We start from the raw sequence: 22,934 nt of genomic DNA, 5'->3' as shown, positions 1-22,934 counted from the left end.
GGGCTAGCGCAGGAAAGGCCCGATTAACCGTTCTGAAAGTAGAACGACAGCTTCCGGCTGACCCCGCCCGGAGGTCTCGGGAAGGGCGATGCGCGACGGACCTGTTCCTTGGCGGCCCTGTCGACCTCGGTCGAGCCGGAACTGTCGATGATATCGACCCAGGCCAGTGTTCCGTCCGGGTTGATTTCAAAGAAGACTTTGGCAAAGCCGCGAACCGAGACATAGACCGGCGGAGTTCTGTTGAGGTGGACAAGAACCTGCCCGGCATAATTGGTGACGTTCGAGTTGCCGGGGCCTCGACCGCCGGACTGATTGGAGTTGCCCCCGCGGGTAAATGCGTCGACCCCCTGTCGGCGATAGGTCGTCAGCGGCGAGTCGATCTGCTTGTTGGGAAATCGCAGGTTGTCAAAACTGTCCAGCCTGCTGGCCCGTTGGTCGGGCGCAGGGGCAGGTGCAGGGGTGCGGTCCGGAAGACGCGGCCGGATCGATGTCGCAACCGCCAGATCCGAGGTGCCGTCGTCGGTGTCGCTTTCGACCGGTTGCTGCTCCTCCGCCGGCACTGAGGGGTCCGGTATCGGTGAGGGGGCAGGCAGGGCAGCGAGTTGCTCCGGCTCTGAAATCGGGGCCTCTATGGGTTCAACCGGTGCTTCGGGCGCCGCTGCGGACTGCGATTCGGCTTGGACGGGCGGTGTTTCGTCGACCTCATCGGCGGCCTGCCGATCACCTTCGGCCGAGTCCGCCGGCTCAACGATTTCCGGAACGGGCTGATCAGGCTGCACCGGGTTGGTTTGTCCGATATCAGGCGAGTTGACCTTTTGCGGGTCCGACGAGGCGACCAGTGTTTCGCTGACGGGTATTTCGGCCCGGTCCGGCTCTGTCGGCTGTTCGACTTCGGGCTCGGGCTCTTCTGCGGGGGGCGGCGGCTCGGGCGGGGTCGCGGTTTCCGCCAGATCCTCGAACGCGTTGCCCAAGGCAACCGTGTCCGGTTGCGAACCGGCCATCGCAGGTTCCGCAGAGTCCCGCGCGGCTGGCAGTAGCAGGAAAAGGTGAAAAAGCACCGAAAGCACAACGGCAAGCGCCGCGACAAACAGAGATTCCCGGATCATTCGAGCGCCCGTTCGGTCACCGCAAAGACTGCGGTGGCGCCGAGGCGGCGCAAAGCGCCGGTGACTTCGATCAGGCGTGCCCCGGAAACGTTCCGGTCAGGCACGATCCGCACGGGTTCCTCGCCACGAATGGTCATGTAGGTCTGCGGATCCGTCGGTGTTCCGCGAAAGCTGAGCGTCCCGTCAGCATGAAGAACCAGTGCATCGGGTGGTTCGCGGCCATCCAGATCGGATGTGTTGACCAGCTCCAAGTCCGGGTCCAACGGTTGAGCAACGGTTCCGGCGATCAAAAAGAAGATCAGCATCAGAAAGACCACGTTGATCAACGGAATGGTCGAGTCGCGCTTGCGGCTTGGGCGGTCGTGGCGGATCATGGCGTCACTCCAGAACCGTTACCGACAGACCGTCGAGGCCGCGCAGTTTCACCAGAAAGTCAACAAGCCGTTGGGCGGTGACGTCGCCGTCAAGACTGACCAGCACCTGCCCGGGCTGCAATGCCTGTGCCAATTCATCCAGCGAGAGCGGTGCTCCGTTCAGCACCACGCGGTTCGCCCCCAATTGCACAAAAGCGCGATCCGACGGGGCGCTGGGCTCTGATGGGCCCGCGGCTGCGCTGCTGAGTTGAATTTCTCCGAATGTCGAAAAGGTCGACGTCAGCATGAAGAACAGCAAAAGCAGAAAAATCACGTCGATGAGCGGTGTCATCGACATGGCGCGCCGAACAAATGGGGCCGCGTTACGCATGTCCCGGCGCGGCGACAAACGCGGTGCTTGTCGCTGCTGTAGGCAGCGCCTGGGTCGGTACGAGGATCGTGCGCAAGGCCTTGTCTGCGAATACCCGCTCGCGCGCGGTGCGGCTTTCGAACCAGGACAGGACCATGGATGTGGGCATCGCAACCGCCAGACCCACCGCCGTCGTCACCAGCGCAACCCAGATCCCACCTGCCAGCAGCGACGGATCCACACCGGCTCCGGCCGTCTGCAGGCTTTGGAAGGCTTCGATCATGCCCAGAACCGTGCCGAACAACCCCAGCAAGGGGGCCAACTGCGCGACTGTATCCAAAAGCCGGAACCCACGCTCGAGCCTGGCCAACGCCAGGCCGGCTTCGGCGTCCAGCCGTTCGTCCAGCCCAGCAGTATCCGGGGCGCTCATTGCCGCACCCACGATCGGGGCAAGGTAGCTGCTGCTGGCGGCCAGACGCTCGCGCGCAGTGTCGTGGTCTCCGGCATCCCAGGCCGCCAATGCCTGGGACAACACCCTATGGCGGCCGACGCCACAGGCCGCAAACTGCCAGAGCTTGTAGATCGAAACCGCTACGGTCAGGATCGACATCACAAGAAGGATCGCCACTACTGGCCCGCCCAGTGCAAGGATCTGGCCAAGCGCGTTGAAGATGTTCATCCCAAAAGCTCCATTTCCAAGCGGCTGGTCACCGAAAGGGTCGAATTGCAAAGATCACTCTCGGAACCGCCGGTCATGCAGGAACTGGCTCCGTTTATCAGAACGCGCCCGACCGTTGCGCATGGTCTGTCAGGCAGGTCGAACTGGCGTACACGCGGGCGGTCCTGCGGCAAATCCCTAAAATCGAACAATGACAGTTTGATCACCGAACCCTGCGTGTCGAAGATCACGGTTTCGAAAACGGCTTTGTCGATCGCCCGTCCGGTTTCGTTGGTGATCAGGAATGACAGCCGACAGGCCTGCCCCACATCCTGCGCCGCGTTGAGTTCCAGCGACAACCCGGCGCCATCGGCGTCAGACGATTGCGCATTGGCCGCAAAGGGGAGGGCTGACCATGCGATAAGGGCGGGTAAAAGGTGACGCAGTTTCAATGATAGAACCTCATTCTGAACACGTGGTACCTGCAGCCCGCCAAGCAGTGCTGGTGCCGTGCCTGTAATATCTTAGACCGGCTGTACGGGGAAGGGTTGGCGGGGGCTTTGTGATCGTTCGTCAGGCGAAACCTCGCCAATACTTTTGTACGTCCGCGGCTGTCGCTCAGGTTTCGACAAGATATCTGTTCGACAGAGGCAAGCTGGCTGCCCCCAGGGCGCGGGCATCCGGACCCACCGACCCGGCCAGAATCGAGGGCTGCTCGAGCCCTGTAAAGTTCAGCCGGGAGAGATGCGTCTCGACGCGTTCGATCAAGCGCTCGGTAACGCTCTCGGGCATCCAGCCATCGATTTTCACCGTTTCAAAGTCGATCAGGCTGCAGGAAGACAGGATCGCATAGGCCAGACCTTTCGCGGCCTCGTCCATCCATGCCTCGAGAAGTGTATCCGGCATGTCCCAATGGTCCGGGGTCTCCCACATATGGAAGGGATCCAGGCCTGCGGCGACAAGCTTCTGCTCAAGCACGCAAAGGCTGGCGACATCGATCAGGGGTTTGACCGCGCCCGAGCCGACGGGAACCGGCAACGGACCCAAGGCGCCTGCATTCCCGCGCCCGGAAAAAATGACGCCGTTGAGGACGACACCCCCGCCGATGAAGTAGCCCATGTAGAAATACAGAAAGTTCCGCGGTCTTTCGGACGGCCCGAAGACCAACTCTGCCCCGCAAGCCGCGGTGGCGTCATTCTGCAAATAGACCGGGATGTTTCGCGCTAGGGAAAGACTGGCTTGCAGATCAGCCGAGCGCCATGGATCCATCTTTTCTTGTGGGACATTCAGGGTCTGCGCCCAGTCCCAAAGATAGAAGGGCATCGCAATGCCCAACCCGGCCACCCGGTCACGCGACGCTGTCGGCATCTGGTGTATCATCCGGTCCAATGTGCCGGTGGCGAAATCCAATGTCGCGCCGGGGGTGGGATAGTCATAGGTCTCTCGCGCGCGATCCCGTACTTTGCCTAGGAAATCGGTCAATACCAGCTCGGTGCTGCGGCGGCCGACCTTCAGCCCTAGGAAATAGGCCCCATCCGGATTCAGGCGCATTGGCACCGAGGGTTGCCCAACCTTGCCACGTTGTGGCTCGCCCCGCAGCAGCAACCCATCGCTTTCCAGTTGGCGCATGATCACCGAGACAGTCTGCGCCGACAATCCGGTCATGCGGGCCAGCTCCGATTTGGCGAGCGCTTGGTGCCGGCGGACCAGTGACAGCACCAGTCGTTCGTTGTGGGCGCGCATGCCACTTTGGTTCGTCCCGCGCACGGTCGAAACGCGCTCGGGCGGATTGCTCTGCGCTGATTGTTCCTCGGGCACGGGCCGCTCCTCCTACGATCAAGAATGTGGATGCGCCTACTCAGTGTCAATAATAAATAAGAGTGATTTATTTATTGACAGAACCCGAGAATCACCGGATGGTTTTACATATGGGAGCCGGAAGAAATCCGTCCGGACTCCTTAGATGCCCATCGGGTATCGGAGATATTGGGAGGAAAAGCCTTGAAGATTTCAGCATTTGCCGGCGCGACCGCGCTGGCCTTTACAGCCATGGCAGGCGCTGCCGCCGCGCAGGACACGGTCTGCCTGATCACCAAAACCGACACCAACCCCTTCTTCGTGAAGATGAAAGAGGGTGCCACAGCCAAGGCCGAAGAGCTGGGCATGACGCTCAAGGCGTTCGCCGGCAAGATCGACGGTGACCACGAAACTCAGGTGCAGGCGATCGAGACCTGCATTCTGGACGGTGCCAAGGGTATCCTGTTGACCGCATCCGATACATCGTCGATCGTTCCGGCCGTCCAGCAGGCGCGCGACGCCGGTGTGCTGGTCATCGCGCTGGATACACCGCTCGAACCGATCGACTCGGCGGATGCGACTTTTGCAACCGACAACTTTCTGGCGGGCGAGCTGATCGGCAAATGGGCCGCTGCCACGCTGGGAGACGAAGCCCAGAACGCGAAGATCGCCATGCTGGATCTGGCAGTCAGCCAGCCTTCGGTCGGGGTGCTGCGCGACCAGGGATTCCTGCAGGGCTTCGGCATTGACTTGGGCGACCCGAACAAATGGGGCGACGAGACCGACCCGCGCATCGTAGGCCATGACGTCACCGCCGGGAACGAAGAGGGTGGCCGCAAGGCCATGGAGAACCTTCTGGCCAAGGATCCGATGGTCAACGTGGTCTATACGATCAACGAACCGGCTGCCGCCGGTGCGTATGAGGCGCTCAAGGCCATCGGCCGCGAAAACGATGTGCTGATCGTTTCGGTCGACGGCGGCTGCCCCGGTGTGCAGAACGTGGCCGACGGTGTGATCGGCGCAACCTCGCAGCAATACCCGCTGCTGATGGCGTCGCTTGGCGTCGAGGCGGTCAAGAAATGGGCCGACGAGGGCGTGAAGCCCGAGAACACGCCCGGCAAGGACTTCTATGACACCGGTGTTGCGCTGGTGACGGACAAGCCGGCCGATGGCGTCGAGTCGATCTCGGTCAAAGAGGGCATGGACCTCTGCTGGGGCTGATCTGATCCCTTCAGGGGCCGCAGCGCGCGGCCCCTGAATTGAACCACGACCTCACCCGAGATTTTGCTAGAGTCGCCCCAAGACGGGAGCTTGACGCATGGGGGAACCTCACTGATGTCCGACACATCGAGACAGTCCGACGACTTCGAAGCCGCAGCCAAAGGCAGCCCGGAACAAGTTGCCGAATTCGAAGATCACCACCGCGGTTTCATGGGGACGGTCCAACACTTTCTGCATGTGAACCCGTCGCTGGTGCCGCTGATCGTTCTGGTCGCGGCGATCCTGATTTTCGGCGCCTTGCTGGGCGCCAAGTTCTTTTCGCCATTCGCACTGACCCTGATCCTGCAGCAGGTACAGATCGTCGGCATCGTCGCCGCCGCCCAGAGTCTTGTGATCCTGACCGCCGGGATCGATCTGAGCGTGGGCGCGATCATGGTCATGTCCTCGGTGGTGATGGGCCAGTTCACCTTCCGCTATGGGCTGCCGCCCACGGTGGCGATCCTGTGCGGTCTGGCCATCGGGACCGCCATCGGCGCGGTGAATGGGTTCCTGGTCAGCCGGGTCAAGCTGCCGCCCTTCATCGTGACGCTGGGCATGTGGCAGATCGTTCTGGCCGCCAACTTCCTGTATTCACAGAACGAAACCATCCGGTCGCAGGAAATCGAGGCCAACGCCCCGATCCTTCAGCTGTTCGGCGCCAAGTTCAATGTCGGCGGGGCGGTATTCACGGTCGGGGTGATCTTCATGCTGGTGCTGATCCTGGTGCTGGCCTATGCGCTGCGGCATACCGCGTGGGGGCGCCATGTCTATGCCGTGGGCGACGACCCCGAGGCCGCCGAGCTGTCGGGCGTGAACGTGCATCGCACGTTGATGTCGGTCTACATGCTGTCGGGGTTGATCTGCGCCTTTGCCGGCTGGGCGCTGATCGGGCGCATAGGCTCGGTCTCGCCCACCTCGGGGCAGTTGGCCAACATCGAAAGCATCACCGCCGTCGTGATCGGAGGCATTTCTCTGTTCGGGGGGCGCGGATCGATCCTGGGTTCGTTGTTCGGGGCGCTGATCGTTGGCGTGTTTACCCTCGGACTGCGGTTGTTGGGCGCGGATGCGCAGTGGACTTTCCTTCTTATCGGTATGCTGATCATCGCCGCCGTGGCCGTGGACCAGTGGATCAGAAAGGTAGCAGCGTGATGGAACCCATTCTCAAAGGGCGCAATCTGGTCAAACGGTATGGCAAGGTCACGGCGCTGGATCATTGCGATTTCGACCTGATGCCGGGCGAAATCCTGGCCGTGATCGGTGACAACGGCGCGGGCAAATCGACCTTGATCAAGGCGGTTTCCGGTGCCGTCGCCCCGGATGAGGGCGAGATCTGGCTGGAAGGGCGCAAGGTCGATTTCCACTCGCCCATCGACGCGCGCGAAGCCGGGATCGAAACGGTCTATCAGACGTTGGCCATGTCGCCCGCCCTGTCGATCACCGACAACATGTTCATGGGGCGCGAGATCCGGCGCAAGGGGCCGTTGGGCTCGGTATTCCGGATGCTCGACCGTCCGGCGATGGAGAAGTTCGCCCGCGACAAGCTGAACGAACTGGGGCTGATGACGATCCAGAACATCAACCAGGCGGTCGAGACCTTGTCGGGTGGACAACGTCAGGGTGTGGCCGTAGCCCGGGCGGCGGCGTTTGGGTCCAAGGTCATCATCCTGGACGAACCAACAGCGGCGCTAGGTGTCAAGGAAAGCCGCCGGGTTCTGGAACTGATCCAGGACGTGAAATCGCGTGGCATTCCGATCATTCTGATCAGCCACAACATGCCCCATGTGTTCGAAGTGGCCGACCGCATCCATGTGCATCGACTTGGCAAGCGGCTTTGCGTGATCGACCCCAAAGACTACACCATGTCCGATGCCGTGGCCTTCATGACGGGCGCCAAAGAACCGCCGGAACAGGATCGCGCGGCATGACGACCGAAGGGTCATCGCCGCAGGCGCTGGCCGAGCGGATCGCCGAAGCCGTGGCCGGGCTGGCGAGCGGCGAAGCGCGCCAGCTTGTCGCCGTGGCCGGGCCGCCGGGCGCGGGGAAATCCACGGTGGCCGCGCTTGCCCAACAGGCGCTGCAGGGGCGCGGCATTCCGACCGGGCTGCTGTCGATGGATGGTTTCCACTATGACAACCAGATCCTTACGGCACGCGATCTGCTGCCGCGCAAGGGCGCGCCCGAGACATTCGACCTGCCGGGCTTTCACGCCTTGTTGCGCCGCCTTCAGGCCGAAGACGAGGTCGCCGTGCCCGAGTTCGACCGCGTGCTCGACAAGTCAATCGCCGCCTGTTCGTTCGTGACCCGCGACCAGAAGGTGGTGATCGTCGAGGGAAATTATCTCCTGCTGGACGAACCGGGGTGGCGCGATCTGCGCGATCTGTGGGCGCTGACCGTGTTTTTGGACGTGCCGTTGCCCACGCTCGAGGCGCGGTTGCTGGACCGTTGGATAGGGCTGGGCTTGCCGCGCGACGAAGCCGAGCGCCGAGCCTTCGCCAATGACATTCCCAACGCCCGGCGCGTGGTGCAGAACTCGGGCGCGGCCGACCTGGTGCTGCGTTAGCCCAGCGCCTTGTACATGTAGGTGGTGGGTTCGAACACGGGTTCGAACGGGTTGCGGCAATAGCCGGGAATCTCTCCGGCGGTTTCGAATCCCAAGCTTTGGTACAGGATGCGCGACGGGTCTGTGCTGCGCGTGTCCAGCACCAACAGGGTTCGGCCAAGTTCGACGGCGCGCTCCTGCAGGGCGCCCATCAAGGCACGGCCCAGCCCGCGCCGCCGTGCGTCGGGATGCACCAGCAGCTTGGCCACATCGGCGCGGTGTGGCTGGTTGGGCATCGCGGCCGGAATCAGCTGAACCGTCCCTTGGATGCGTCCGTCGCCATAGGCCACGAAAAGATCCAGTTCTCCGGCTGACAGCCCCGGGCGCACGCGCTCCTGCCAATAGGCGCGCGCGGCGTCGCGGGAAAACGGCAGAATGAACCCTATGCTGGCGCCGGTATGCACGCAGCCATGTAGGATATCCGCCAGATCCTCCACCGCCTGGTCAAAAGTCGTTTCGGTCAGGCGTGTAATCATATCAGCACCAGAATGTAGCGGGCGCCGCGGGACGCCTCGGTTTCAAAGCGGGTCGCGCCTGACAGATGATAACGCAGGCAATCACCCCCGTTCAGCGCATGGGAGGTTCCATCAACGGTCAGGGTCAATGCGCCATCCAGCACGATCAAGTGATGTTCCTGCCCGGGACGAGGCGGTGCGTCATAGGTGATCGTTGTGCCGGGTGGGAGGTGACATTCCAGAACCTCGCCCGTCAGCCCCGCCGAGGGGGGCGACACCGACCGGCGCGTGAACCCGGTTTCGGGGTCGCGCCATTCGATCTGCCGTTCGTAAGGAACCTTGGGGTCGAAGCTGTCCTCGACCATCATCAACAGGCGCGACATCGGCAGTCCGTAGGCTGCGCACAATCGGCCAAGATTCTCGGCCGTCGGGCTGACCTCGGCCTTCTCCATGCGCGACAGGGTGGCCCGGCTGACCCCGCTGGCCTGAGCGAGTTGTTCAAGCGACCAGCCCCGGCTGCGGCGCAGGTCGCTCAGGTGGCGGGCGAGGCGGCTGGACAGGTTGTCTAGCATGTCTCATATCCGAGAAACAGTTTCATTAATGAGATATATAGCAGAAATAAATAAAATAAAAAGGGGCGCCTGTGCTGCGCCCCTTCAACTGCTCGATATGATGGCGGCTTACTTCCAGCCAACCTCGTTGAAGATCTTCTGGGCCTCGGGGATGTTCTTGGCGACTTCAGACAGGTTCACTTCATCGGCCTTGAATTCACCCAGAGCGGCCACGTTCTCGGCCAGATCGACACCGTGGACGGCCGGGAATTCATCGTTGCCGTTCGAGAAGTAGACCTGTGCCTGATCGCTGGCGAGGTATTCCAGGAACTTGACCGCATTGTCCTTGTTCGGGGCATGGGCCGCGACGCCCGCACCCGACAGGTTCATGTGTGCGCCTTCGGCATCCTGCGCGGGGAATTGAATTCCGATCATGTCGACGCTGTCCGACAGGCCCTTGACGTCTTTGCGCAGGGCACGTGCAAAGTAGTACGAGTTCGACACGGCGATTTCGCATTCACCGGACACGATTCCACGCAGCTGATCGGTGTCGCCGCCCTGAGGTTCACGCGCCATGTTGGCCACGACGCCCTCGGCCCATTCGTTGGCCTTTTTGGCACCATGATGGGTGATGATCGAGGCCAGCAGGGTCTGGTTGTAGGTGTTGCTGGACGACCGGATGCAAACCAGCCCTTTGTATTCAGGGTCGGCCAGATCCAGGTAGGTGGCCGGCGGGTTGGTCACGTCATTCTTGTCGTAGAAGATGATGCGCGCGCGCTGCGAGAAGCCGAACCACTGGTTGTCTTCGTCCTGCAGGTTGGCGGGGATGCGCTCTTCCAGAACGTCGCTGTCGACCGCCTGCAGCAGGCCGGCGTTCTTGGCCCGCGCCAGGCGCGAGGTGTCCACGGTCAGCAGGATGTCGGCGGGCGAGTTCGCGCCTTCGGCTTCCATCCGCGCGATCAGCTCGTCGGCCTTGCCTTCGATGCGGTTGATCTTGATGCCAGTGGCTTCTTCGAAATCGGTGTAGAGACGCTCGTCGGTGTCGTAATGGCGCGAGGAGTACAGGTTCAGCTCGCCTTCAGCGGCGGCCGATCCGGCGATCAGGGCCGACAGTGCGGCGGCGATAAAGCTCGTGGTTTTCATCTGTGGATGTCCCGGTTGTCGAATCTCATGAGCGGGGTATTTCCCGACTGATTTGCTCAATTAAACGATTCCGGGTGGGATGCAAGAAAATCCGACAAAATTACTTGGTCTAATTTGCCGCAGCGTGTTTAAGTGCGCCGGACAGGCATGGCTAGCGCACGCGTTGAATTGTCTCGACCGACAAAATGGTCGGCAAATGCCTGGCGATCTCGGTCCAGGTTTCGCCTTCGTCGGCGCTTGCAAACACCGAGCCGCTGTTGGTTCCAAAATAGACACCCGCAGGGTCGCAACAATCTCCTGCCATCGCCTGGCGCAGAACAGTGAAAAAGCAGCTGGTCTGCGGCAGCCCTTCGCGACAAGCGGTCCAGCTTTGACCACCATCGGTCGACTTCCAGACCGCCGCCGCCGCATTTGGCGGGTATCGTCCGATGCTGTCTCCATTCAGGGGGAAGGTCCAGATCGTATTGGGATCGTGGGGATGGACGTGGATTGGGAATCCAAAGGTCGACGGCAACCCGCCCGAAATATCGTCCCAGCTGCGCCCGCCATCGGACGAACGCCAGACACCATGATGGTTCTGTTGATACAGCAGCCCTTTGCTGCCGGGCGCCCGGACCATGTTGTGCACGCAATGACCGATTTGACCGTCCCGCGGCGCGGCCGGATGGTCGTGTTGGCCGCAACTCTCGGCGTTCGACAGCCGGTTGCGCCGCTCCCACGTAGTGCCGCCGTCTTCCGAGGCGAATACTCCGGCCGCCGATATGCCCACCCAAAGCTTTTCCGCATCGTCTGGATCGGAAACGATCGTGTGCAGCACCAAGCCTGCGGCCCCCGGTGACCATTCTTCGGCCGAGGGGTGATCGGTCAGGCCATTGACCGTTTCCCAGGTCTGCCCAGCATCCGAACTGACCAACAGCCGCGCCGGTTTTGTTCCCGCGTACAATGCGCCGCCTGAACAATGCAGCGACCAGATCTGCGAGAACTCGTCGCCGAACGGTGCTGCTTCACCGGTCCAACCGATCAACTCGGCAAAGTCGGGATCGTTTGCGGCCCACTCGTCCTGCTGCCCCTGTGTGAGCTTGGTGACCTCCCAGCTCTGGCCCCCATCCTCGGAGCGCCAGACTCCGGCTCCGTGCCAGTCGCCGCCGCCGCCGGCCCAGAGTGTCCCGGTTTCGTCATCTCCGACGACGTGGTTGATGGGCCAGCCGCCGCAATGCGGACCCGTAACGCGCCAAGATGCGCGATCCGAGTCTCCGATGATCACGAAGGCACCCTTGGTGGTGCCCACCAGTATGTCGATGCAAGAGTGTTTCATTCGTTTCGCGCTCCCGGCTGTTTTGGACAGCCTAACACGAACGGTCCGTCTCAGCGCGCGGCACAAAAAAACCGCGCCCGGAGGCGCGGTTCTTTGAAACAGCGATTTGCCGTTCTCAGCCCTGACGAGCTTTGAACTTGCGCTGCGTCTTGTTGATCACATAGACGCGGCCTTTGCGACGCACAACCCGGCAGTCGCGGTGCCGGTTCTTGAGCGAGCGGAGCGAGTTCTTGACCTTCATGGTCTCTCTCCAATTCTGCGGCGCCTTCATCAAGGACGTGGCCAGCGCCTGGGTTAGCGGGTGCCCCGGGTCAGACCCGAAACAGTGAAACGATGGTGGGCGGTACAAGGATCGAACTTGTGACCCCTTCGATGTCAACGAAGTGCTCTACCGCTGAGCTAACCGCCCACTTTCCCTTTGCGTATCCTGCCCCATAACGAAACGGGGCGCGGATCTCCGCGCCGGTGGAGGGGTCTATAAAAGGAGTCGCGAAGGGGTTCAAGGGGTTTGGTCCAACAATTTTCCGGTCTATGTTATCGGCAAAGAAGGAGAGGCCATGCACAGCGCCGCATACGCTTTGGAAATGCCCGCAGAACGCACGTCGTGCGTTGTTTTTTCTTCGCCACATAGCGGCCGGAACTATTTGCCAGGCTTTCTGGATCGTTCGGTTCTGAACCGCAATGTGATTCGCTCTTCCGAAGATGCCTTTGTCGATCAACTGTTCGCTTCCGCCTCGATCCACGGCGCACCGTTGATTGCGGCGCAGATGCCGCGCGCGTTCCTTGACCTCAACCGCAGCGCCGAAGAACTGGATCCTGCGTTGATTCTGGGCGCGCGCCGTCAGGGGCACAACCCGCGCGTGGTATCGGGGTTGGGCGTGATCCCCCGTGTCGTATCCAACGGTCGCGCAATCTACAGTGGCAAACTTACGATGGACGAAGCGCGTCTGCGCATCGACACCTATTGGCGTCCCTATCACGCCCGCCTGAAGTCTCTTTTGGCCGAATCGATCAACATGTTTGGACAGGCCATCCTGATCGACTGCCACTCGATGCCGCACGAGGCCGTTGCCATGGCCGGGAACCCCAAGGGTCGCCGTCCCGAGATCGTACTGGGGGATCGGTTTGGTGCCTCGGCATCGGGCGTCATTGTTGATCAGATCGAAGCGGCCTTTTCGTCCGCAGGTCTGACCGTGGCCCGTAACACACCCTTTGCAGGGGCGTACGTGACCCAGACCTACGGGCGTCCTGCCCGCCATCAGCATGCGATTCAGATCGAGATCGACCGGGCGCTCTACATGAATGAGAACACGATCGAGCCCAACGCCAATTTCCTGGCGTTCAGGGATATTCTGGAAGAAGTCATTGCGGATATCGCCCGAATTGGTTCTCAGCCGGCACGGTTGGCCGCCGAATAGGAAGAGTCACCGCAGCGCTCGGCCCTTCACGATTGCATCAGTTCCATATTTTCGGCGGATCTCGTCTGTCGCACGTTCTGCTTTCGAGCGTTGCGTGGCCCCAGGGTCCAGCAGGTCGCCGGATATGTCTGCCTGATCTTCGGCGCACAGGTCTGACAATCCGCAGCCCAGCAGACGATAGGGGCCCTGATCGCCGACCTGATCGAACAGCCCGCGAGCGGTGCGGTAGATGCGGTCGGCCATCTGTGTCGCATCCCGCAACGAGACCCGGCGGGTCAGCAGTTTGTGGTTGGCCTTTTTGAGCTTCAGCGTCACGACCCGCCCGGCCAGCCCCTTGGCCTTCGCACGGTCGGCCACCTTTTCGGCCATGCGCCAAAGGTGACCGTCCAGAATGTCGGGGTTGGCGGTGTCTTCGAAAAACGTTGTTTCATTGCTGATCGACTTCATCGGCTCGTGGGCCGAAACCCGCCGCTTGTCCTGCCCTCTGGCCAGGTGCCACAGCCGATAGCCCATCGAGCCGAAGCGCGCCGTGAGGGCCTCTTGATCCCATCGCAGCAAGTCCGAGAATGTGCGTATGCCGGCCCGCTCCAGTGACTCCTGCGCAGCCGGTCCGATGCCCCAGATCAACCGCACCGGCTTGTCGTTCAGAAACTCGGCGGTTTCCGCCTTGCCGATCACGGAAAACCCGCGCGGCTTGTCCAGGTCGGACGCCACCTTGGCCAGAAACTTGTTGTGCGACAGCCCTATCGAGCCGGTCAGGCCCAGTTCGTCTTTCATGCGTTTGACCAGCCGTGCCAGCATCACCGCGGGCGGCGCGCCATGCAGCCGCCGGGTGCCTGACAGGTCCATGAATGCCTCGTCCAGTGACAGGGGTTCGATATCCGGTGTCAGTTCGTCCATCATCGCGCGGATCTGTCGTGAGACTTCGACATAGACGGACATGCGCGGTTTGATCACCACTGCATCGGGGCATAGTTTCAGCGCCTGAAACATTGGCATCGCCGAGCGCACGCCGCGAATACGCGCCACATAGCAGGCCGTTGACACCACGCCACGCCGTCCCCCGCCAATGATCACGGGCTTGTCCGCAAGTTCGGGGTTGTCGCGCTTTTCGACCGAGGCATAGAACGCGTCGCAATCCATATGGGCGATGGTCAGGTCGAACAGCTCTGGATGTCGCAGTACCCGCGGGCTGCCGCAGGAGGGGCAGCGCCGTTCGTCGTGAAGACTGGCAAGGCAATCGCGACAGAGAGCGGGCATCATTTCCTTTCCACGGGCACCGCGAATGAGCGGTCTGGCCGAGGTGCCAAAAGTACAACACCGCACGCTGCAGCGCAAAGCGATTGAACGAAAAGGTGGGGCCGACAAGAAGACCCCCCGCAGTTTCGCGGGGGGAGGTAACGGGCCTCAGGAAGACGCAGCCCGTTGGGGAGTGTCTCTTGATCAGAATCGCCCAAAAATGTCGATTTCGATAGGCTTACGAAGCAGGTCCCAAAACTCGTGTTTTTCATGTGTGTTTTGGGGCACAGAGGCAATTTGGCGCGGCCACGGCTAAAAGTGACGCAAGGTCAACCGCTTGCGCGCCAAATCGTGCTTCCGGAACGGGGATTTGCCGCGACTTGTCCTCGAAAGGTTACACTGAACGCAACTCGGCCAGAACGGCATCGGCTGCAGCTTTGGGGTCGGCGGCCTGATAAATCGGCCGCCCGACCACGATGTGATCGGCCCCGTCATTGATTGCGGCGGCGGGTGTCGCCACGCGTTTCTGATCGCCAAGGTCCGACCCGGACGGCCGCACGCCGGGGGTGACGATAAGCCGGCCGTTGGCCTGGGGCAGGGCGCGGATCAGGGTCGCCTCTTGCGGGCTGGCGATCACGCCGTCGGCGCCGGCCTCGAATGCGCGGGTCGCGCGTTCCAGAACCATGTCCTGCATGTCGCCGGACTTCATCAAACCTGCATCCAGATCGTCACGGTTCAGCGAGGTCAGGATGGTCACCGCGAGGATCTTCAGATCCTTGCCTGCTGCGCCTTCCTTGGCAGCACGCACCACATGTGGGTCTCCGTGCACGGTGAGGAAATCCAGATCGAACTGCGCCAGCCCCCGCACGGCATTCTCGACCGTGTTGCCGATGTCGAACAGCTTCATGTCCAGAAAGATGCGCTTGCCGTGCTCCTGCTTCAGCTCGTTTGCCAAGGCCAACCCGCCACCGGTCAGCATGCCCAGACCGATCTTGTAGAACGATACCGCGTCGCCCAGCGTCTCGGCCATTTTCAGCCCTTCCAGCGCGTTGGGCACGTCGAGGGCGACGATCAGGCGGTCATCTGCGGTTTGGGGCAGGGCTTTGGGCATTGTTTCGACCTTTCAGGCTTGACGGGATCGGCGCTTCTGTAGAGCGTGCGGCGCAATCAGACAAGAAAAGACGCAGGGAAGTACAGGATGATACGGTTGGGTGTGATGGCTTCGGCAGCTGTTTTGGCCGGGGCGGGCGCTGTCTGGGCCGGCGAAACCGATTGCGGCGAGGCCCGACTGGTCTGGGCGGACGTCAAGGACAGCGGGTCGGCGGCAGCCATCCAAAGCTTTGCCGAGGTCTATGCGGAGTGCCCGATTTACTCGCAGCTTGCACGCGAGCAACTGGCCGAATTCAATGGAGGCTCACCTGAACCGGAGGAGGTCAGCACCCCCAAAGAAGAGACACGACGCCTGCTTGTGACCGACCTGCGACCGCGGCCGGAACCAGACCCCGACGATCCGCCATACGAGCCCGACTATTCGGATGGAGAATATCAGTGCCTGATGGCCGCTGCCGCTCCGGGCCAGTCGCCTTATTTCGACGGGGTGGAATGGGCGGACATGGACGCCGAGAATGCGATGGCGATCTGTGCCGATCTGCTGCTGAAAGACCAGAATGTCGATGCCGAGGTCGTCGCCGCGTTCGGCCGGGCGCTGATGAAAGGCGGCAAGCTGGAAATGGCGCTCGAGTTTTCGGAGTTGGCGGCAATGGAAGGCAGCGGGCTGGCGATGAACACGCTCGCTTCGCTCTATAACGAGGGTGAGATCGTTCCCGAAAACGATGAAACGGCGTTCGGGTGGTACATGGCGGCCGCCGATGCCGGCCTGTCCATGGGGATGCACAACGTGGCATACGGCTATGAACACGGCGATGGTGTCGCGCCCGATATCGACAAGGCGCTCGAGTATTATGAACGGGCTGCGTTCTTTGGGTATGATCCTTCTATGGTCCGCCTGGGCATTTTCCATCGCGACGGTACGCATGTCACACAGGATATGGACCGCGCGGTCGACTATCTGGAGCGGGCCGCCGATCACGGAAACGTCGATGCCGCGGTGCATCTGGGCTTGATCTACGAAACCGGCCAGAACGGATATCCCAAGGATATCGAAAAGGCGCTGGAGTATTATTTCCAGGCCGCCGAAGAGGATGACGTCGTGGCGCTGCATAATCTGGGGTCGCTGACCTATCACGGGCGGGACGGCGTGCCCCAGGACACGCAGGCGGCTTTTGTGCTCTGGGGCAGGGCGGCCGAGCTTGGCCATATGGCCTCGCAGCGCAAGTTTGGCCGTTTGCTGCACGAGGCGGGCGAGATCGAAGGCGCGTTGAAATATTACCGTCTTGCGGCCGAGCAGGGCGACGACGTTGCAAAAAAGCTGATCCGGGAAATCGAGGGCGATTGACCCCCACGGCTGGCAGGGGAGGCCCTGGTTTCCCCGCTTTGGCCCAACTGTGCTATGGTGCCGCCATTCAGGACCAAAAATTGCACCAAAGGGACAGACCATGAAGCACCTATTTCCGCTGGCCGCCGTGGCCGCGCTCGCCGCTTGTGAGGAGGCCCCTCCACAACCCGAGACGGGCGCTGCCCCGCCGCCCACCAACGACGATTTGTACCTAGTCGGCGGCTATCGTTCCGAAGATGACTGGTGCCAGTTGACCGGCGAAACCGCCTTTACCGTCAATTTCCTTGACCACACTGCCGACCTTGTCTCGTGTCCAACCGGTAGCGCCGCCGCGCAGTCGCTGGTCGAGATGCAGAATGCTCAGCAGGTGGCCGAAACCGGCGGCTATACCGTCTATACGATTCCCCGCGGCTGAGCGTTTTTTCACCCGCTACCCTCTTGAAGCTGCGAGGACATTTCCCAAATTGATCCATGAGGCCCGGACCACTGCGTGCTGCCAAGCAGGCGCAAATCTAACGGGCGCTTGGAAAAGGAGAATGCCATGGACTTGAACAAGTTCACCGAGCGTGCACGAGGTTTCGTGCAGGCGGCGCAAACCATTGCGCTGCGCGAGGGACACCAGAGATTGGCTCCCGAACATATTCTGAAAGCACTGATGGATGATGACCAGGGGCTGGCCAGCAACCTGATCAAACGTGCGGGCGGCGCGCCCGAGCGCGTGGTCGAGGCGCTGGATGTTGCCCTGGCCAAGATCCCGAAGGTCAGCGGCGACGCGGGCCAGGTCTATCTGGACGGTCAGACCGCCAAGGTTCTGGACGAGGCCGAGAAGATCGCCAAAAAGGCTGGCGACAGCTTCGTACCGGTCGAGCGCGTGCTGATGGCGCTGTGCATCGTCAAATCCAAGGCCAAGGAGGCCCTGGAAGCCGGTGCCGTGTCCGCCCAAAAGCTGAACGAGGCGATCAATGACATCCGCAAGGGCCGTACGGCCGACAGCGCCAATGCCGAAGAGGGCTATGACGCGCTGAAGAAATATGCCCGCGACCTGACCGAGGCCGCCCGCGAGGGCAAGATCGACCCGATCATCGGCCGCGACGAGGAAATCCGCCGCGCCATGCAGGTGCTGTCGCGCCGGACCAAGAACAACCCGGTTCTGATCGGTGAGCCCGGTGTGGGTAAGACCGCCATCGCCGAAGGTCTGGCTCTGCGCATCGTAAACGGCGACGTGCCGGAATCGCTGAAGGACAAGAAGCTGCTGGCGCTGGACATGGGTGCCCTGATCGCCGGTGCGAAATACCGCGGTGAGTTCGAGGAACGCCTGAAAGCCGTTCTGAACGAAGTCACCGCGGCCGCCGGCGAGATCGTTCTGTTCATCGACGAGATGCACACGCTGGTCGGGGCCGGCAAATCCGACGGTGCGATGGATGCGGCCAACCTGATCAAGCCCGCGCTGGCGCGGGGCGAGCTGCACTGCATCGGCGCCACCACGCTGGACGAGTACCGCAAATACGTCGAGAAGGACGCGGCCCTTGCCCGCCGGTTCCAGCCCGTCTTCGTGCAGGAACCCACGGTCGAGGACACGATCAGCATCCTGCGCGGCATCAAGGAAAAATACGAGCTGCACCACGGTGTGCGCATCTCGGATTCGGCGCTGGTGTCGGCCGCGACCCTGTCGCACCGCTACATCACCGACCGTTTCCTGCCCGACAAGGCGATCGACCTCGTGGACGAGGCCGCCTCGCGTCTGCGCATGGAAGTGGACAGCAAGCCCGAAGAGCTGGACCAACTGGATCGCCAGATCCTGCAGCTCCAGATCGAGGAAGAAGCGCTGAAGCTTGAAGATGACGCGGCTTCGAAAGACCGGCTTGAGGCCTTGCAGAAGGAACTGGCCGAGCTCAAGGAGAAATCCGCTGAGATGACCGCCCAGTGGCAGGCCGAGCGTGACAAGCTGGCCAGCGCCCGCGAGCTGAAGGAACAGCTGGACAAGGCGCGCGCCGAGCTGGAGATCGCCAAGCGCGAGGGCAACCTGGCCAAGGCCGGTGAGCTGTCCTATGGCGTGATCCCCGAGCTGGAGCGCAAGCTGGCCGAGGCCGAAAGCCAGGAAAGCAACGCGGTCATGGCCAAGGAAACGGTGCGTCCCGAACAGATCGCGGCCGTGGTCGAGCGCTGGACGGGTATCCCGACCTCGAAGATGCTGGAAGGCGAGCGCGAAAAGCTGCTGCGCATGGAAGAAGCGCTGCATGCCCGCGTGGTCGGCCAGGACGAGGCCGTGCGCGCCGTGGCCAACGCCGTTCGCCGGGCCCGGGCCGGTCTGAACGACGAGAACCGCCCACTGGGCTCGTTCCTGTTCCTCGGCCCAACTGGTGTGGGTAAGACCGAGCTGACCAAGGCCGTCGCCGAATACCTGTTCGACGACGAACACGCGATGGTGCGGATCGACATGTCCGAGTTCATGGAGAAACACGCCGTCGCCCGCCTGATCGGTGCTCCGCCGGGCTATGTCGGCTATGAGGAAGGCGGCGTTCTGACCGAAGCCGTCCGTCGCCGGCCGTACCAGGTGGTTCTGTTCGACGAGGTCGAAAAGGCGCATCCGGACGTGTTCAACGTGCTGTTGCAGGTGCTGGATGACGGTGTCCTGACCGATGGCCAGGGCCGCACGGTCGACTTCAAGCAGACGCTGATCGTGCTCACCTCGAACCTTGGGTCGCAGGCGCTGAGCCAGTTGCCCGAAGGGGCCGACACGGCGCAGGCCAAGCGCGACGTGATGGACGCGGTCCGGGCACATTTCCGGCCCGAGTTCCTGAACCGCCTGGATGAGACCATCATCTTCGACCGGCTTCAGCGGTCGGACATGGATGCAATCGTCGACATCCAGCTGTCCCGCCTGCGGAAGAGGCTTGTCGGGCGCAAGATCGATCTTGTGCTGGACGATGCTGCCAAGGAGTGGCTGGCCAACGAAGGCTACGATCCGGTCTTCGGGGCCCGTCCGCTCAAGCGCGTGATCCAGCGTGCCCTGCAGAACCCGCTGGCCGAGGCTTTGCTGGCCGGCGACATCCGAGATGGCGACACCGTGCCGGTAACTGCCGGACCCGATGGTCTGATCATCGGCGACCGGTTGGGTACCAGCGACCGCCCACGCCCGGACGAAGCCGTGGTCCACTAAGCTGCGGCTTGGCTGAAACAGGAAAGGCCCGCCAGAGATGGCGGGCCTTTTTCATGTGCACCATCAGTCGTGGTTCTGACGGCTTTTGCGCAATGCGCGCAAGTCGTCTGCACTCAGGCGCGGACCGGACTCGGGCGATGGCGGCGGTGCCGGCGGAGCCATGCGCTGGGCCGGATCCACCATATGGCGGCTGGGGCGCCCGTCCTGCAGTTTCAGATAGGCCAATACCGCGCCCGCGGATTGCAGGCTCAGCCCCCAAAGCCCGACCAGGATAAAGCTGAGAAACAAGGCCACAGCAGGCCAGATCGGGTTTTCGATGGCCCCACCGCGGAACAGGCCTTCGATTTCGGTGACGGACGTTGCCAACGTCGGTAGCCCCGCCAGGAATGCCACGGCCAGAAAGGCGAGGACGTAAAGCACCATCATTGATACATAGCTGATGGCCACCAAAGCAAACAGCGGCCAAAAGGAGGCACCCAGATTGCGGAATGGCGTATAGGGTCGGTCGTCAGGGTCGCTGCCCAAGGCTGCCGCAGCCAGGGGAACCAGCAGACTGGCCCGCGCAGCCGAGGCTACCGTGAATACCGCAACCGTGACGACGAGGCCCGCCACCGAAACCGACGCGCCGGCAGAGGTCAGCCAGTCCAGGGCCGGTGTTTCGGGGGTCTTGGTCAGATCAACCAGATTCGGCGCGACCTGAACGAAGGCCAACCCGACCACTGGCGCAAGGATCAGGCCGATCGCAAGAGACTCCGCCACGCCATAGGTAATGGCGGGAACGATCAGCTTGCGATAGCCCACACCGGGTCGGATCAGTTTCGACTGGAACCCGAACCGGGCGCCGACCATGATCGGGATCACGCCGGATGAGGCGCTGATCAGGAAGGTTGCGATGAACAGTGTTCCGGGCAGGATCAACCCGATGACGAACCCGATCACGCCACCCAACGCACCGTACAGAAAAAGGCCGATGAGCAGGATCGGGAACGTCACCGCAAAGCGCCACAGGATCGAAAGGGACAAAGGAATGGTTTTGGTCAGTAACACGGGGCGGCCTTCACACAGTCTCTGGTTGTTTCGGCGATACCTTATCGGGTGTGCAGCTTCCATCCCGTTGATGCCGTTCCAAACAGGTGTTCGTTTGTGCGCGACGGGAATGCAACGCAGGCTTCGTTACAGTCCCGTCTCTCAATCGTGACGCAAGTTGCGTTGGTCCGGTGCTAAAACGGGGCTAATTCAAGGCTGAATTTTGTAAATGAACGGAGAACGGAATGGCGCACCGCTGGATCAACACCCTGACACATGCCGATACGACCCCGCGGGCGGCGTTCCTGAACCGCCGACAGATCATGGCAGGACTCGCCGGATCGGGACTGGCGATGATCGCGGGCCGTGCAGGTGCGGAAGATGCGCTGGAGCAGAACACGTGGGAAGAGATCACGTCCTACAACAACTACTATGAGTTCGGGACCCGCAAGGACGACCCTGCGAAATACGCCCATACCCTCAAGACCGAACCATGGAGCGTCACGATCGACGGGTTGGTTGACCGCCCCGGAGAGTACGATTTCCAGGACATCCTGTCCGAAATGACGATCGAAGAACGCATTTACCGATTCCGCTGTGTCGAGGCCTGGTCGATGGTCGTGCCTTGGAACGGGTTCGAACTGGCCGATCTGCTGAACATGGCGGGTGTGCAGGCGGGGGCGAAATACGTGGCCTTCGAAACCGCGCTGCGCCCCGACGAGATGCCGGGCGTTGCCTACCCGGTTCTGGACTGGCCCTATCGCGAGGGCCTGCGGCTGGACGAGGCCCTGCACCCGCTGACGATCATGGCGACGGGTATCTATGGCCGCCCGATCCCCAATCAGAACGGCGCGCCGCTGCGGCTGGTGGTGCCGTGGAAATATGGCTTCAAGTCGATCAAATCGATTGTACGCATCACCCTGACCGAAGAAGAGCCGCCAACCAGCTGGAACATGGCCAACCCGCGTGAATACGGGTTCTACAGCAACGTGAACCCGACCGTGGATCATCCGCGGTGGTCTCAGGCCTCGGAACGCCGCATCGGCGGCGGGTTGTTTGCCAAGCGACAACCAACACTGATGTTCAACGGTTACGAAGAAGAGGTCGCAGGGCTTTATAACGGTATGGATCTCAGGGAATACTACTGATGCCATGCACAAGCTGAACCAAATACTGCGCCGCGTTCCTGTCTGGGCGGTCTACATCGCCGGATTGGTTCCGGTGCCCTGGTTGTTCTACCAAGGCATGATCGGAGGCCTCGGGGTCGAACCGATCGAGGCTTTGGAACATGAATATGGAGAACTGGCGCTTCAGTTGTTGATCCTGGGCTTGGCGGTCACGCCGCTGAGGCGGCTTACCGGCTTGAACCTTATGAAGTTCAGGCGGGCCTTCGGCATTTTAACCCTGTCCTATGTGGCGTGCCACCTTTTGGTTTGGCTGGTTCTGGACGTGCAAGACCCAAGTCAAATCTGGGCAGACATCATAAAGCGACCCTACATCACAGTTGGCATGGCGGCATTCGTTCTGATGCTGCCGCTTGGGATCACGTCGAACAATGCCTCGGTCCGGTGGCTGGGGGCGGCTTGGCGGCGCCTGCACAAGCTGGTCTACCCGGCAGCCATTCTTGCAGGGCTGCACTACGTCATGCTGGCGAAGGGCTTTCAGATCGAACCCCTGATCTACCTGTTTGTGATTCTTGCCCTGTTGCTGCTGCGCCTGCCCAAACCGGCATTCAACTCGGCGTCCCGGCGCGCCGATTCCGCGTGACTCGGGTGCTGGGCTGTGGGTAACCATGTGGGCAAGTCAGGCAGTGAGTGGTTTCTCACTGCGAGGCCCCAGAGAAAACTGAGTTCTGGGGAGATGCGGCGGCTTCAATATGCTGAAAATAAACAAATATTTTTGTTTTCGCGATTTTTTCCCAATTCCTGTCATTTTCTGCTTGCGGTGATTTGTAGTTATCCTTAGAACGCCCTTCACCGGCGCTGCTGAGGCGGTGTTGGTTGGTCGGATGGACGGCCTGACGGACTGG

Annotated in this window: 25 protein-coding genes and 1 tRNA gene; 10 read left to right on the top strand and 16 right to left on the bottom strand. The window is 61.7% G+C overall.

All coding sequences use genetic code 11. The features are described 5' to 3' along the window. Positions 1-23: 23 nt before the first annotated feature. The 6 genes from ACR0FC_RS18625 to ACR0FC_RS18600 all read right to left on the bottom strand — a co-directional run bounded on the left by ACR0FC_RS18625 (position 24) and on the right by ACR0FC_RS18600 (position 4,230). Positions 24-1,001, bottom strand: a complete 978-nt coding sequence (locus ACR0FC_RS18625) for an energy transducer TonB family protein (protein ID WP_254437856.1) — start codon at positions 999-1,001, stop codon at positions 24-26. Positions 1,002-1,102: 101 nt separating this feature from the next. Continuing rightward, positions 1,103-1,480 (bottom strand): ExbD/TolR family protein, encoded by a 378-nt coding sequence (locus ACR0FC_RS18620; protein WP_170342891.1) that lies wholly within the window; start codon positions 1,478-1,480, stop codon positions 1,103-1,105. Between the two features lie 4 nt (positions 1,481-1,484). Beyond that, positions 1,485-1,811: an ExbD/TolR family protein gene (locus ACR0FC_RS18615; protein WP_093965501.1), complete on the bottom strand. Its 327-nt coding sequence runs from the start codon at positions 1,809-1,811 to the stop codon at positions 1,485-1,487. A 31-nt stretch (positions 1,812-1,842) separates the two neighbouring features. Further along, positions 1,843-2,508, bottom strand: a complete 666-nt coding sequence (locus ACR0FC_RS18610; RefSeq protein WP_170342889.1) for a MotA/TolQ/ExbB proton channel family protein — start codon at positions 2,506-2,508, stop codon at positions 1,843-1,845. Then, positions 2,505-2,939: a hypothetical protein gene (locus ACR0FC_RS18605; protein ID WP_170342887.1), complete on the bottom strand. Its 435-nt coding sequence runs from the start codon at positions 2,937-2,939 to the stop codon at positions 2,505-2,507. Before ACR0FC_RS18605 ends, ACR0FC_RS18610 begins: the two co-directional genes overlap by 4 nt. 166 nt (positions 2,940-3,105) lie before the next feature. Continuing rightward, positions 3,106-4,230 (bottom strand): ROK family transcriptional regulator, encoded by a 1,125-nt coding sequence (locus ACR0FC_RS18600; RefSeq protein ID WP_170342977.1) that lies wholly within the window; start codon positions 4,228-4,230, stop codon positions 3,106-3,108. 306 nt (positions 4,231-4,536) lie between these two features. On the opposite strand from ACR0FC_RS18600, the gene ACR0FC_RS18595 reads away from it, so the two are divergent. The 4 genes from ACR0FC_RS18595 to ACR0FC_RS18580 all read left to right on the top strand — a co-directional run bounded on the left by ACR0FC_RS18595 (position 4,537) and on the right by ACR0FC_RS18580 (position 8,104). Further along, entirely contained in the window at positions 4,537-5,505 is a 969-nt protein-coding gene (locus tag ACR0FC_RS18595) for a sugar ABC transporter substrate-binding protein (protein ID WP_093965461.1), read from the top strand. Between the two features lie 114 nt (positions 5,506-5,619). Then, the gene (locus ACR0FC_RS18590; protein ID WP_093965462.1) at positions 5,620-6,693 is read left to right on the top strand and encodes an ABC transporter permease; all 1,074 of its coding nucleotides are present in this window, start codon (positions 5,620-5,622) and stop codon (positions 6,691-6,693) included. Beyond that, on the top strand, positions 6,693-7,469 hold the full coding sequence (locus ACR0FC_RS18585) for an ATP-binding cassette domain-containing protein (protein WP_170342885.1): 777 nt from the start codon (positions 6,693-6,695) through the stop codon (positions 7,467-7,469). The genes ACR0FC_RS18590 and ACR0FC_RS18585 overlap by 1 nt, the downstream gene beginning before the upstream one ends. Further along, on the top strand, positions 7,466-8,104 hold the full coding sequence (locus ACR0FC_RS18580) for an AAA family ATPase (protein WP_170342884.1): 639 nt from the start codon (positions 7,466-7,468) through the stop codon (positions 8,102-8,104). Before ACR0FC_RS18585 ends, ACR0FC_RS18580 begins: the two co-directional genes overlap by 4 nt. On the opposite strand, the gene ACR0FC_RS18575 is transcribed toward ACR0FC_RS18580, so the two are convergent. The 6 genes from ACR0FC_RS18575 to ACR0FC_RS18550 form a co-directional block, all read right to left on the bottom strand. Beyond that, complete coding sequence (locus tag ACR0FC_RS18575; RefSeq protein WP_170342882.1) at positions 8,101-8,619, bottom strand: GNAT family N-acetyltransferase; 519 nt, start codon at positions 8,617-8,619, stop codon at positions 8,101-8,103. The genes ACR0FC_RS18580 and ACR0FC_RS18575 overlap by 4 nt on opposite strands. Continuing rightward, entirely contained in the window at positions 8,616-9,170 is a 555-nt protein-coding gene (locus ACR0FC_RS18570) for a helix-turn-helix domain-containing protein (RefSeq protein WP_170342880.1), read from the bottom strand. Before ACR0FC_RS18570 ends, ACR0FC_RS18575 begins: the two co-directional genes overlap by 4 nt. A gap of 108 nt (positions 9,171-9,278) precedes the next feature. Further along, positions 9,279-10,292 (bottom strand): Fe(3+) ABC transporter substrate-binding protein, encoded by a 1,014-nt coding sequence (locus tag ACR0FC_RS18565; protein ID WP_170342878.1) that lies wholly within the window; start codon positions 10,290-10,292, stop codon positions 9,279-9,281. 151 nt (positions 10,293-10,443) lie between these two features. Further along, complete coding sequence (locus ACR0FC_RS18560; protein ID WP_170342876.1) at positions 10,444-11,607, bottom strand: WD40/YVTN/BNR-like repeat-containing protein; 1,164 nt, start codon at positions 11,605-11,607, stop codon at positions 10,444-10,446. A 115-nt stretch (positions 11,608-11,722) separates the two neighbouring features. Beyond that, on the bottom strand, positions 11,723-11,848 hold the full coding sequence (gene ykgO / locus ACR0FC_RS18555) for a type B 50S ribosomal protein L36 (RefSeq protein WP_005648635.1): 126 nt from the start codon (positions 11,846-11,848) through the stop codon (positions 11,723-11,725). 93 nt (positions 11,849-11,941) lie between these two features. Then, positions 11,942-12,016: transfer RNA gene (locus tag ACR0FC_RS18550), tRNA-Val, on the bottom strand. Between the two features lie 148 nt (positions 12,017-12,164). Between ACR0FC_RS18550 and ACR0FC_RS18545 the strand changes: the two genes are divergently transcribed. Then, positions 12,165-13,025, top strand: coding sequence for an N-formylglutamate amidohydrolase (locus tag ACR0FC_RS18545; RefSeq protein WP_170342874.1), 861 nt, complete (start codon positions 12,165-12,167; stop codon positions 13,023-13,025). A 6-nt stretch (positions 13,026-13,031) separates the two neighbouring features. Here the strand turns inward: ACR0FC_RS18545 and ACR0FC_RS18540 are convergent, their stop codons facing one another. Both ACR0FC_RS18540 and pyrF read right to left on the bottom strand, forming a co-directional pair. Beyond that, positions 13,032-14,285 carry a DNA polymerase IV gene (locus tag ACR0FC_RS18540; protein ID WP_170342873.1) on the bottom strand — a complete coding sequence of 418 codons (1,254 nt, stop codon included), beginning with the start codon at positions 14,283-14,285 and terminating at the stop codon, positions 13,032-13,034. 373 nt (positions 14,286-14,658) lie between these two features. Then, complete coding sequence (gene pyrF, locus ACR0FC_RS18535; protein WP_170342871.1) at positions 14,659-15,375, bottom strand: orotidine-5'-phosphate decarboxylase; 717 nt, start codon at positions 15,373-15,375, stop codon at positions 14,659-14,661. Positions 15,376-15,462: 87 nt separating this feature from the next. On the opposite strand from pyrF, the gene ACR0FC_RS18530 reads away from it, so the two are divergent. From ACR0FC_RS18530 to clpB, 3 genes are all read left to right on the top strand, one after another. Continuing rightward, positions 15,463-16,719 (top strand): tetratricopeptide repeat protein, encoded by a 1,257-nt coding sequence (locus ACR0FC_RS18530; protein ID WP_170342869.1) that lies wholly within the window; start codon positions 15,463-15,465, stop codon positions 16,717-16,719. Positions 16,720-16,819: 100 nt separating this feature from the next. After that, positions 16,820-17,134 (top strand): hypothetical protein, encoded by a 315-nt coding sequence (locus ACR0FC_RS18525; RefSeq protein WP_170342868.1) that lies wholly within the window; start codon positions 16,820-16,822, stop codon positions 17,132-17,134. Between the two features lie 126 nt (positions 17,135-17,260). Beyond that, entirely contained in the window at positions 17,261-19,879 is a 2,619-nt protein-coding gene (clpB, locus tag ACR0FC_RS18520; protein WP_170342866.1) for an ATP-dependent chaperone ClpB, read from the top strand. Between the two features lie 63 nt (positions 19,880-19,942). Here clpB and ACR0FC_RS18515 read toward each other — a convergent pair whose 3' ends face one another. Next, entirely contained in the window at positions 19,943-20,926 is a 984-nt protein-coding gene (locus ACR0FC_RS18515) for a hypothetical protein (protein ID WP_170342864.1), read from the bottom strand. Between the two features lie 224 nt (positions 20,927-21,150). Here ACR0FC_RS18515 and msrP point away from each other — a divergent pair, with 224 nt between their 5' ends. Then, positions 21,151-22,053, top strand: a complete 903-nt coding sequence (gene msrP / locus ACR0FC_RS18510; protein ID WP_170342862.1) for a protein-methionine-sulfoxide reductase catalytic subunit MsrP — start codon at positions 21,151-21,153, stop codon at positions 22,051-22,053. A 4-nt stretch (positions 22,054-22,057) separates the two neighbouring features. Further along, the gene (gene msrQ, locus ACR0FC_RS18505; protein WP_170342860.1) at positions 22,058-22,672 is read left to right on the top strand and encodes a protein-methionine-sulfoxide reductase heme-binding subunit MsrQ; all 615 of its coding nucleotides are present in this window, start codon (positions 22,058-22,060) and stop codon (positions 22,670-22,672) included. Positions 22,673-22,727: 55 nt separating this feature from the next. On the opposite strand, the gene ACR0FC_RS18500 is transcribed toward msrQ, so the two are convergent. Then, positions 22,728-22,934 (bottom strand): hypothetical protein (locus ACR0FC_RS18500; protein ID WP_480656828.1); only part of this gene is annotated, 207 nt, incomplete at its 5' end.

The sequence above is a fragment of the Ruegeria sp. BB9 genome (assembly GCF_056539345.1).
This window is presented reverse-complemented; position numbering and strand designations above follow the sequence as displayed.

Coding starts and splice junctions, on each gene's coding strand:
- ACR0FC_RS18625 (WP_254437856.1), bottom strand. CDS start 1,001: ATGGCCGGTTCGCAACCGGACACGGTTGCCTTGGGCAACGCGTTCGAG.
- clpB (WP_170342866.1), top strand. CDS start 17,261: ATGGACTTGAACAAGTTCACCGAGCGTGCACGAGGTTTCGTGCAGGCG.
- ACR0FC_RS18545 (WP_170342874.1), top strand. CDS start 12,165: ATGCACAGCGCCGCATACGCTTTGGAAATGCCCGCAGAACGCACGTCG.
- ACR0FC_RS18595 (WP_093965461.1), top strand. CDS start 4,537: ATGGCAGGCGCTGCCGCCGCGCAGGACACGGTCTGCCTGATCACCAAA.
- msrQ (WP_170342860.1), top strand. CDS start 22,058: ATGCACAAGCTGAACCAAATACTGCGCCGCGTTCCTGTCTGGGCGGTC.
- ACR0FC_RS18570 (WP_170342880.1), bottom strand. CDS start 9,170: ATGCTAGACAACCTGTCCAGCCGCCTCGCCCGCCACCTGAGCGACCTG.
- ACR0FC_RS18600 (WP_170342977.1), bottom strand. CDS start 4,230: ATGCGCGCCCACAACGAACGACTGGTGCTGTCACTGGTCCGCCGGCAC.
- ACR0FC_RS18560 (WP_170342876.1), bottom strand. CDS start 11,607: ATGAAACACTCTTGCATCGACATACTGGTGGGCACCACCAAGGGTGCC.
- msrP (WP_170342862.1), top strand. CDS start 21,151: ATGGCGCACCGCTGGATCAACACCCTGACACATGCCGATACGACCCCG.
- ACR0FC_RS18575 (WP_170342882.1), bottom strand. CDS start 8,619: ATGATTACACGCCTGACCGAAACGACTTTTGACCAGGCGGTGGAGGAT.
- ACR0FC_RS18565 (WP_170342878.1), bottom strand. CDS start 10,292: ATGAAAACCACGAGCTTTATCGCCGCCGCACTGTCGGCCCTGATCGCC.
- ACR0FC_RS18540 (WP_170342873.1), bottom strand. CDS start 14,285: ATGCCCGCTCTCTGTCGCGATTGCCTTGCCAGTCTTCACGACGAACGG.
- ACR0FC_RS18525 (WP_170342868.1), top strand. CDS start 16,820: ATGAAGCACCTATTTCCGCTGGCCGCCGTGGCCGCGCTCGCCGCTTGT.
- ACR0FC_RS18580 (WP_170342884.1), top strand. CDS start 7,466: ATGACGACCGAAGGGTCATCGCCGCAGGCGCTGGCCGAGCGGATCGCC.
- ACR0FC_RS18620 (WP_170342891.1), bottom strand. CDS start 1,480: ATGATCCGCCACGACCGCCCAAGCCGCAAGCGCGACTCGACCATTCCG.
- ACR0FC_RS18610 (WP_170342889.1), bottom strand. CDS start 2,508: ATGAACATCTTCAACGCGCTTGGCCAGATCCTTGCACTGGGCGGGCCA.
- ACR0FC_RS18530 (WP_170342869.1), top strand. CDS start 15,463: ATGATACGGTTGGGTGTGATGGCTTCGGCAGCTGTTTTGGCCGGGGCG.
- pyrF (WP_170342871.1), bottom strand. CDS start 15,375: ATGCCCAAAGCCCTGCCCCAAACCGCAGATGACCGCCTGATCGTCGCC.
- ACR0FC_RS18590 (WP_093965462.1), top strand. CDS start 5,620: ATGTCCGACACATCGAGACAGTCCGACGACTTCGAAGCCGCAGCCAAA.
- ACR0FC_RS18615 (WP_093965501.1), bottom strand. CDS start 1,811: ATGACACCGCTCATCGACGTGATTTTTCTGCTTTTGCTGTTCTTCATG.
- ACR0FC_RS18585 (WP_170342885.1), top strand. CDS start 6,693: ATGGAACCCATTCTCAAAGGGCGCAATCTGGTCAAACGGTATGGCAAG.
- ykgO (WP_005648635.1), bottom strand. CDS start 11,848: ATGAAGGTCAAGAACTCGCTCCGCTCGCTCAAGAACCGGCACCGCGAC.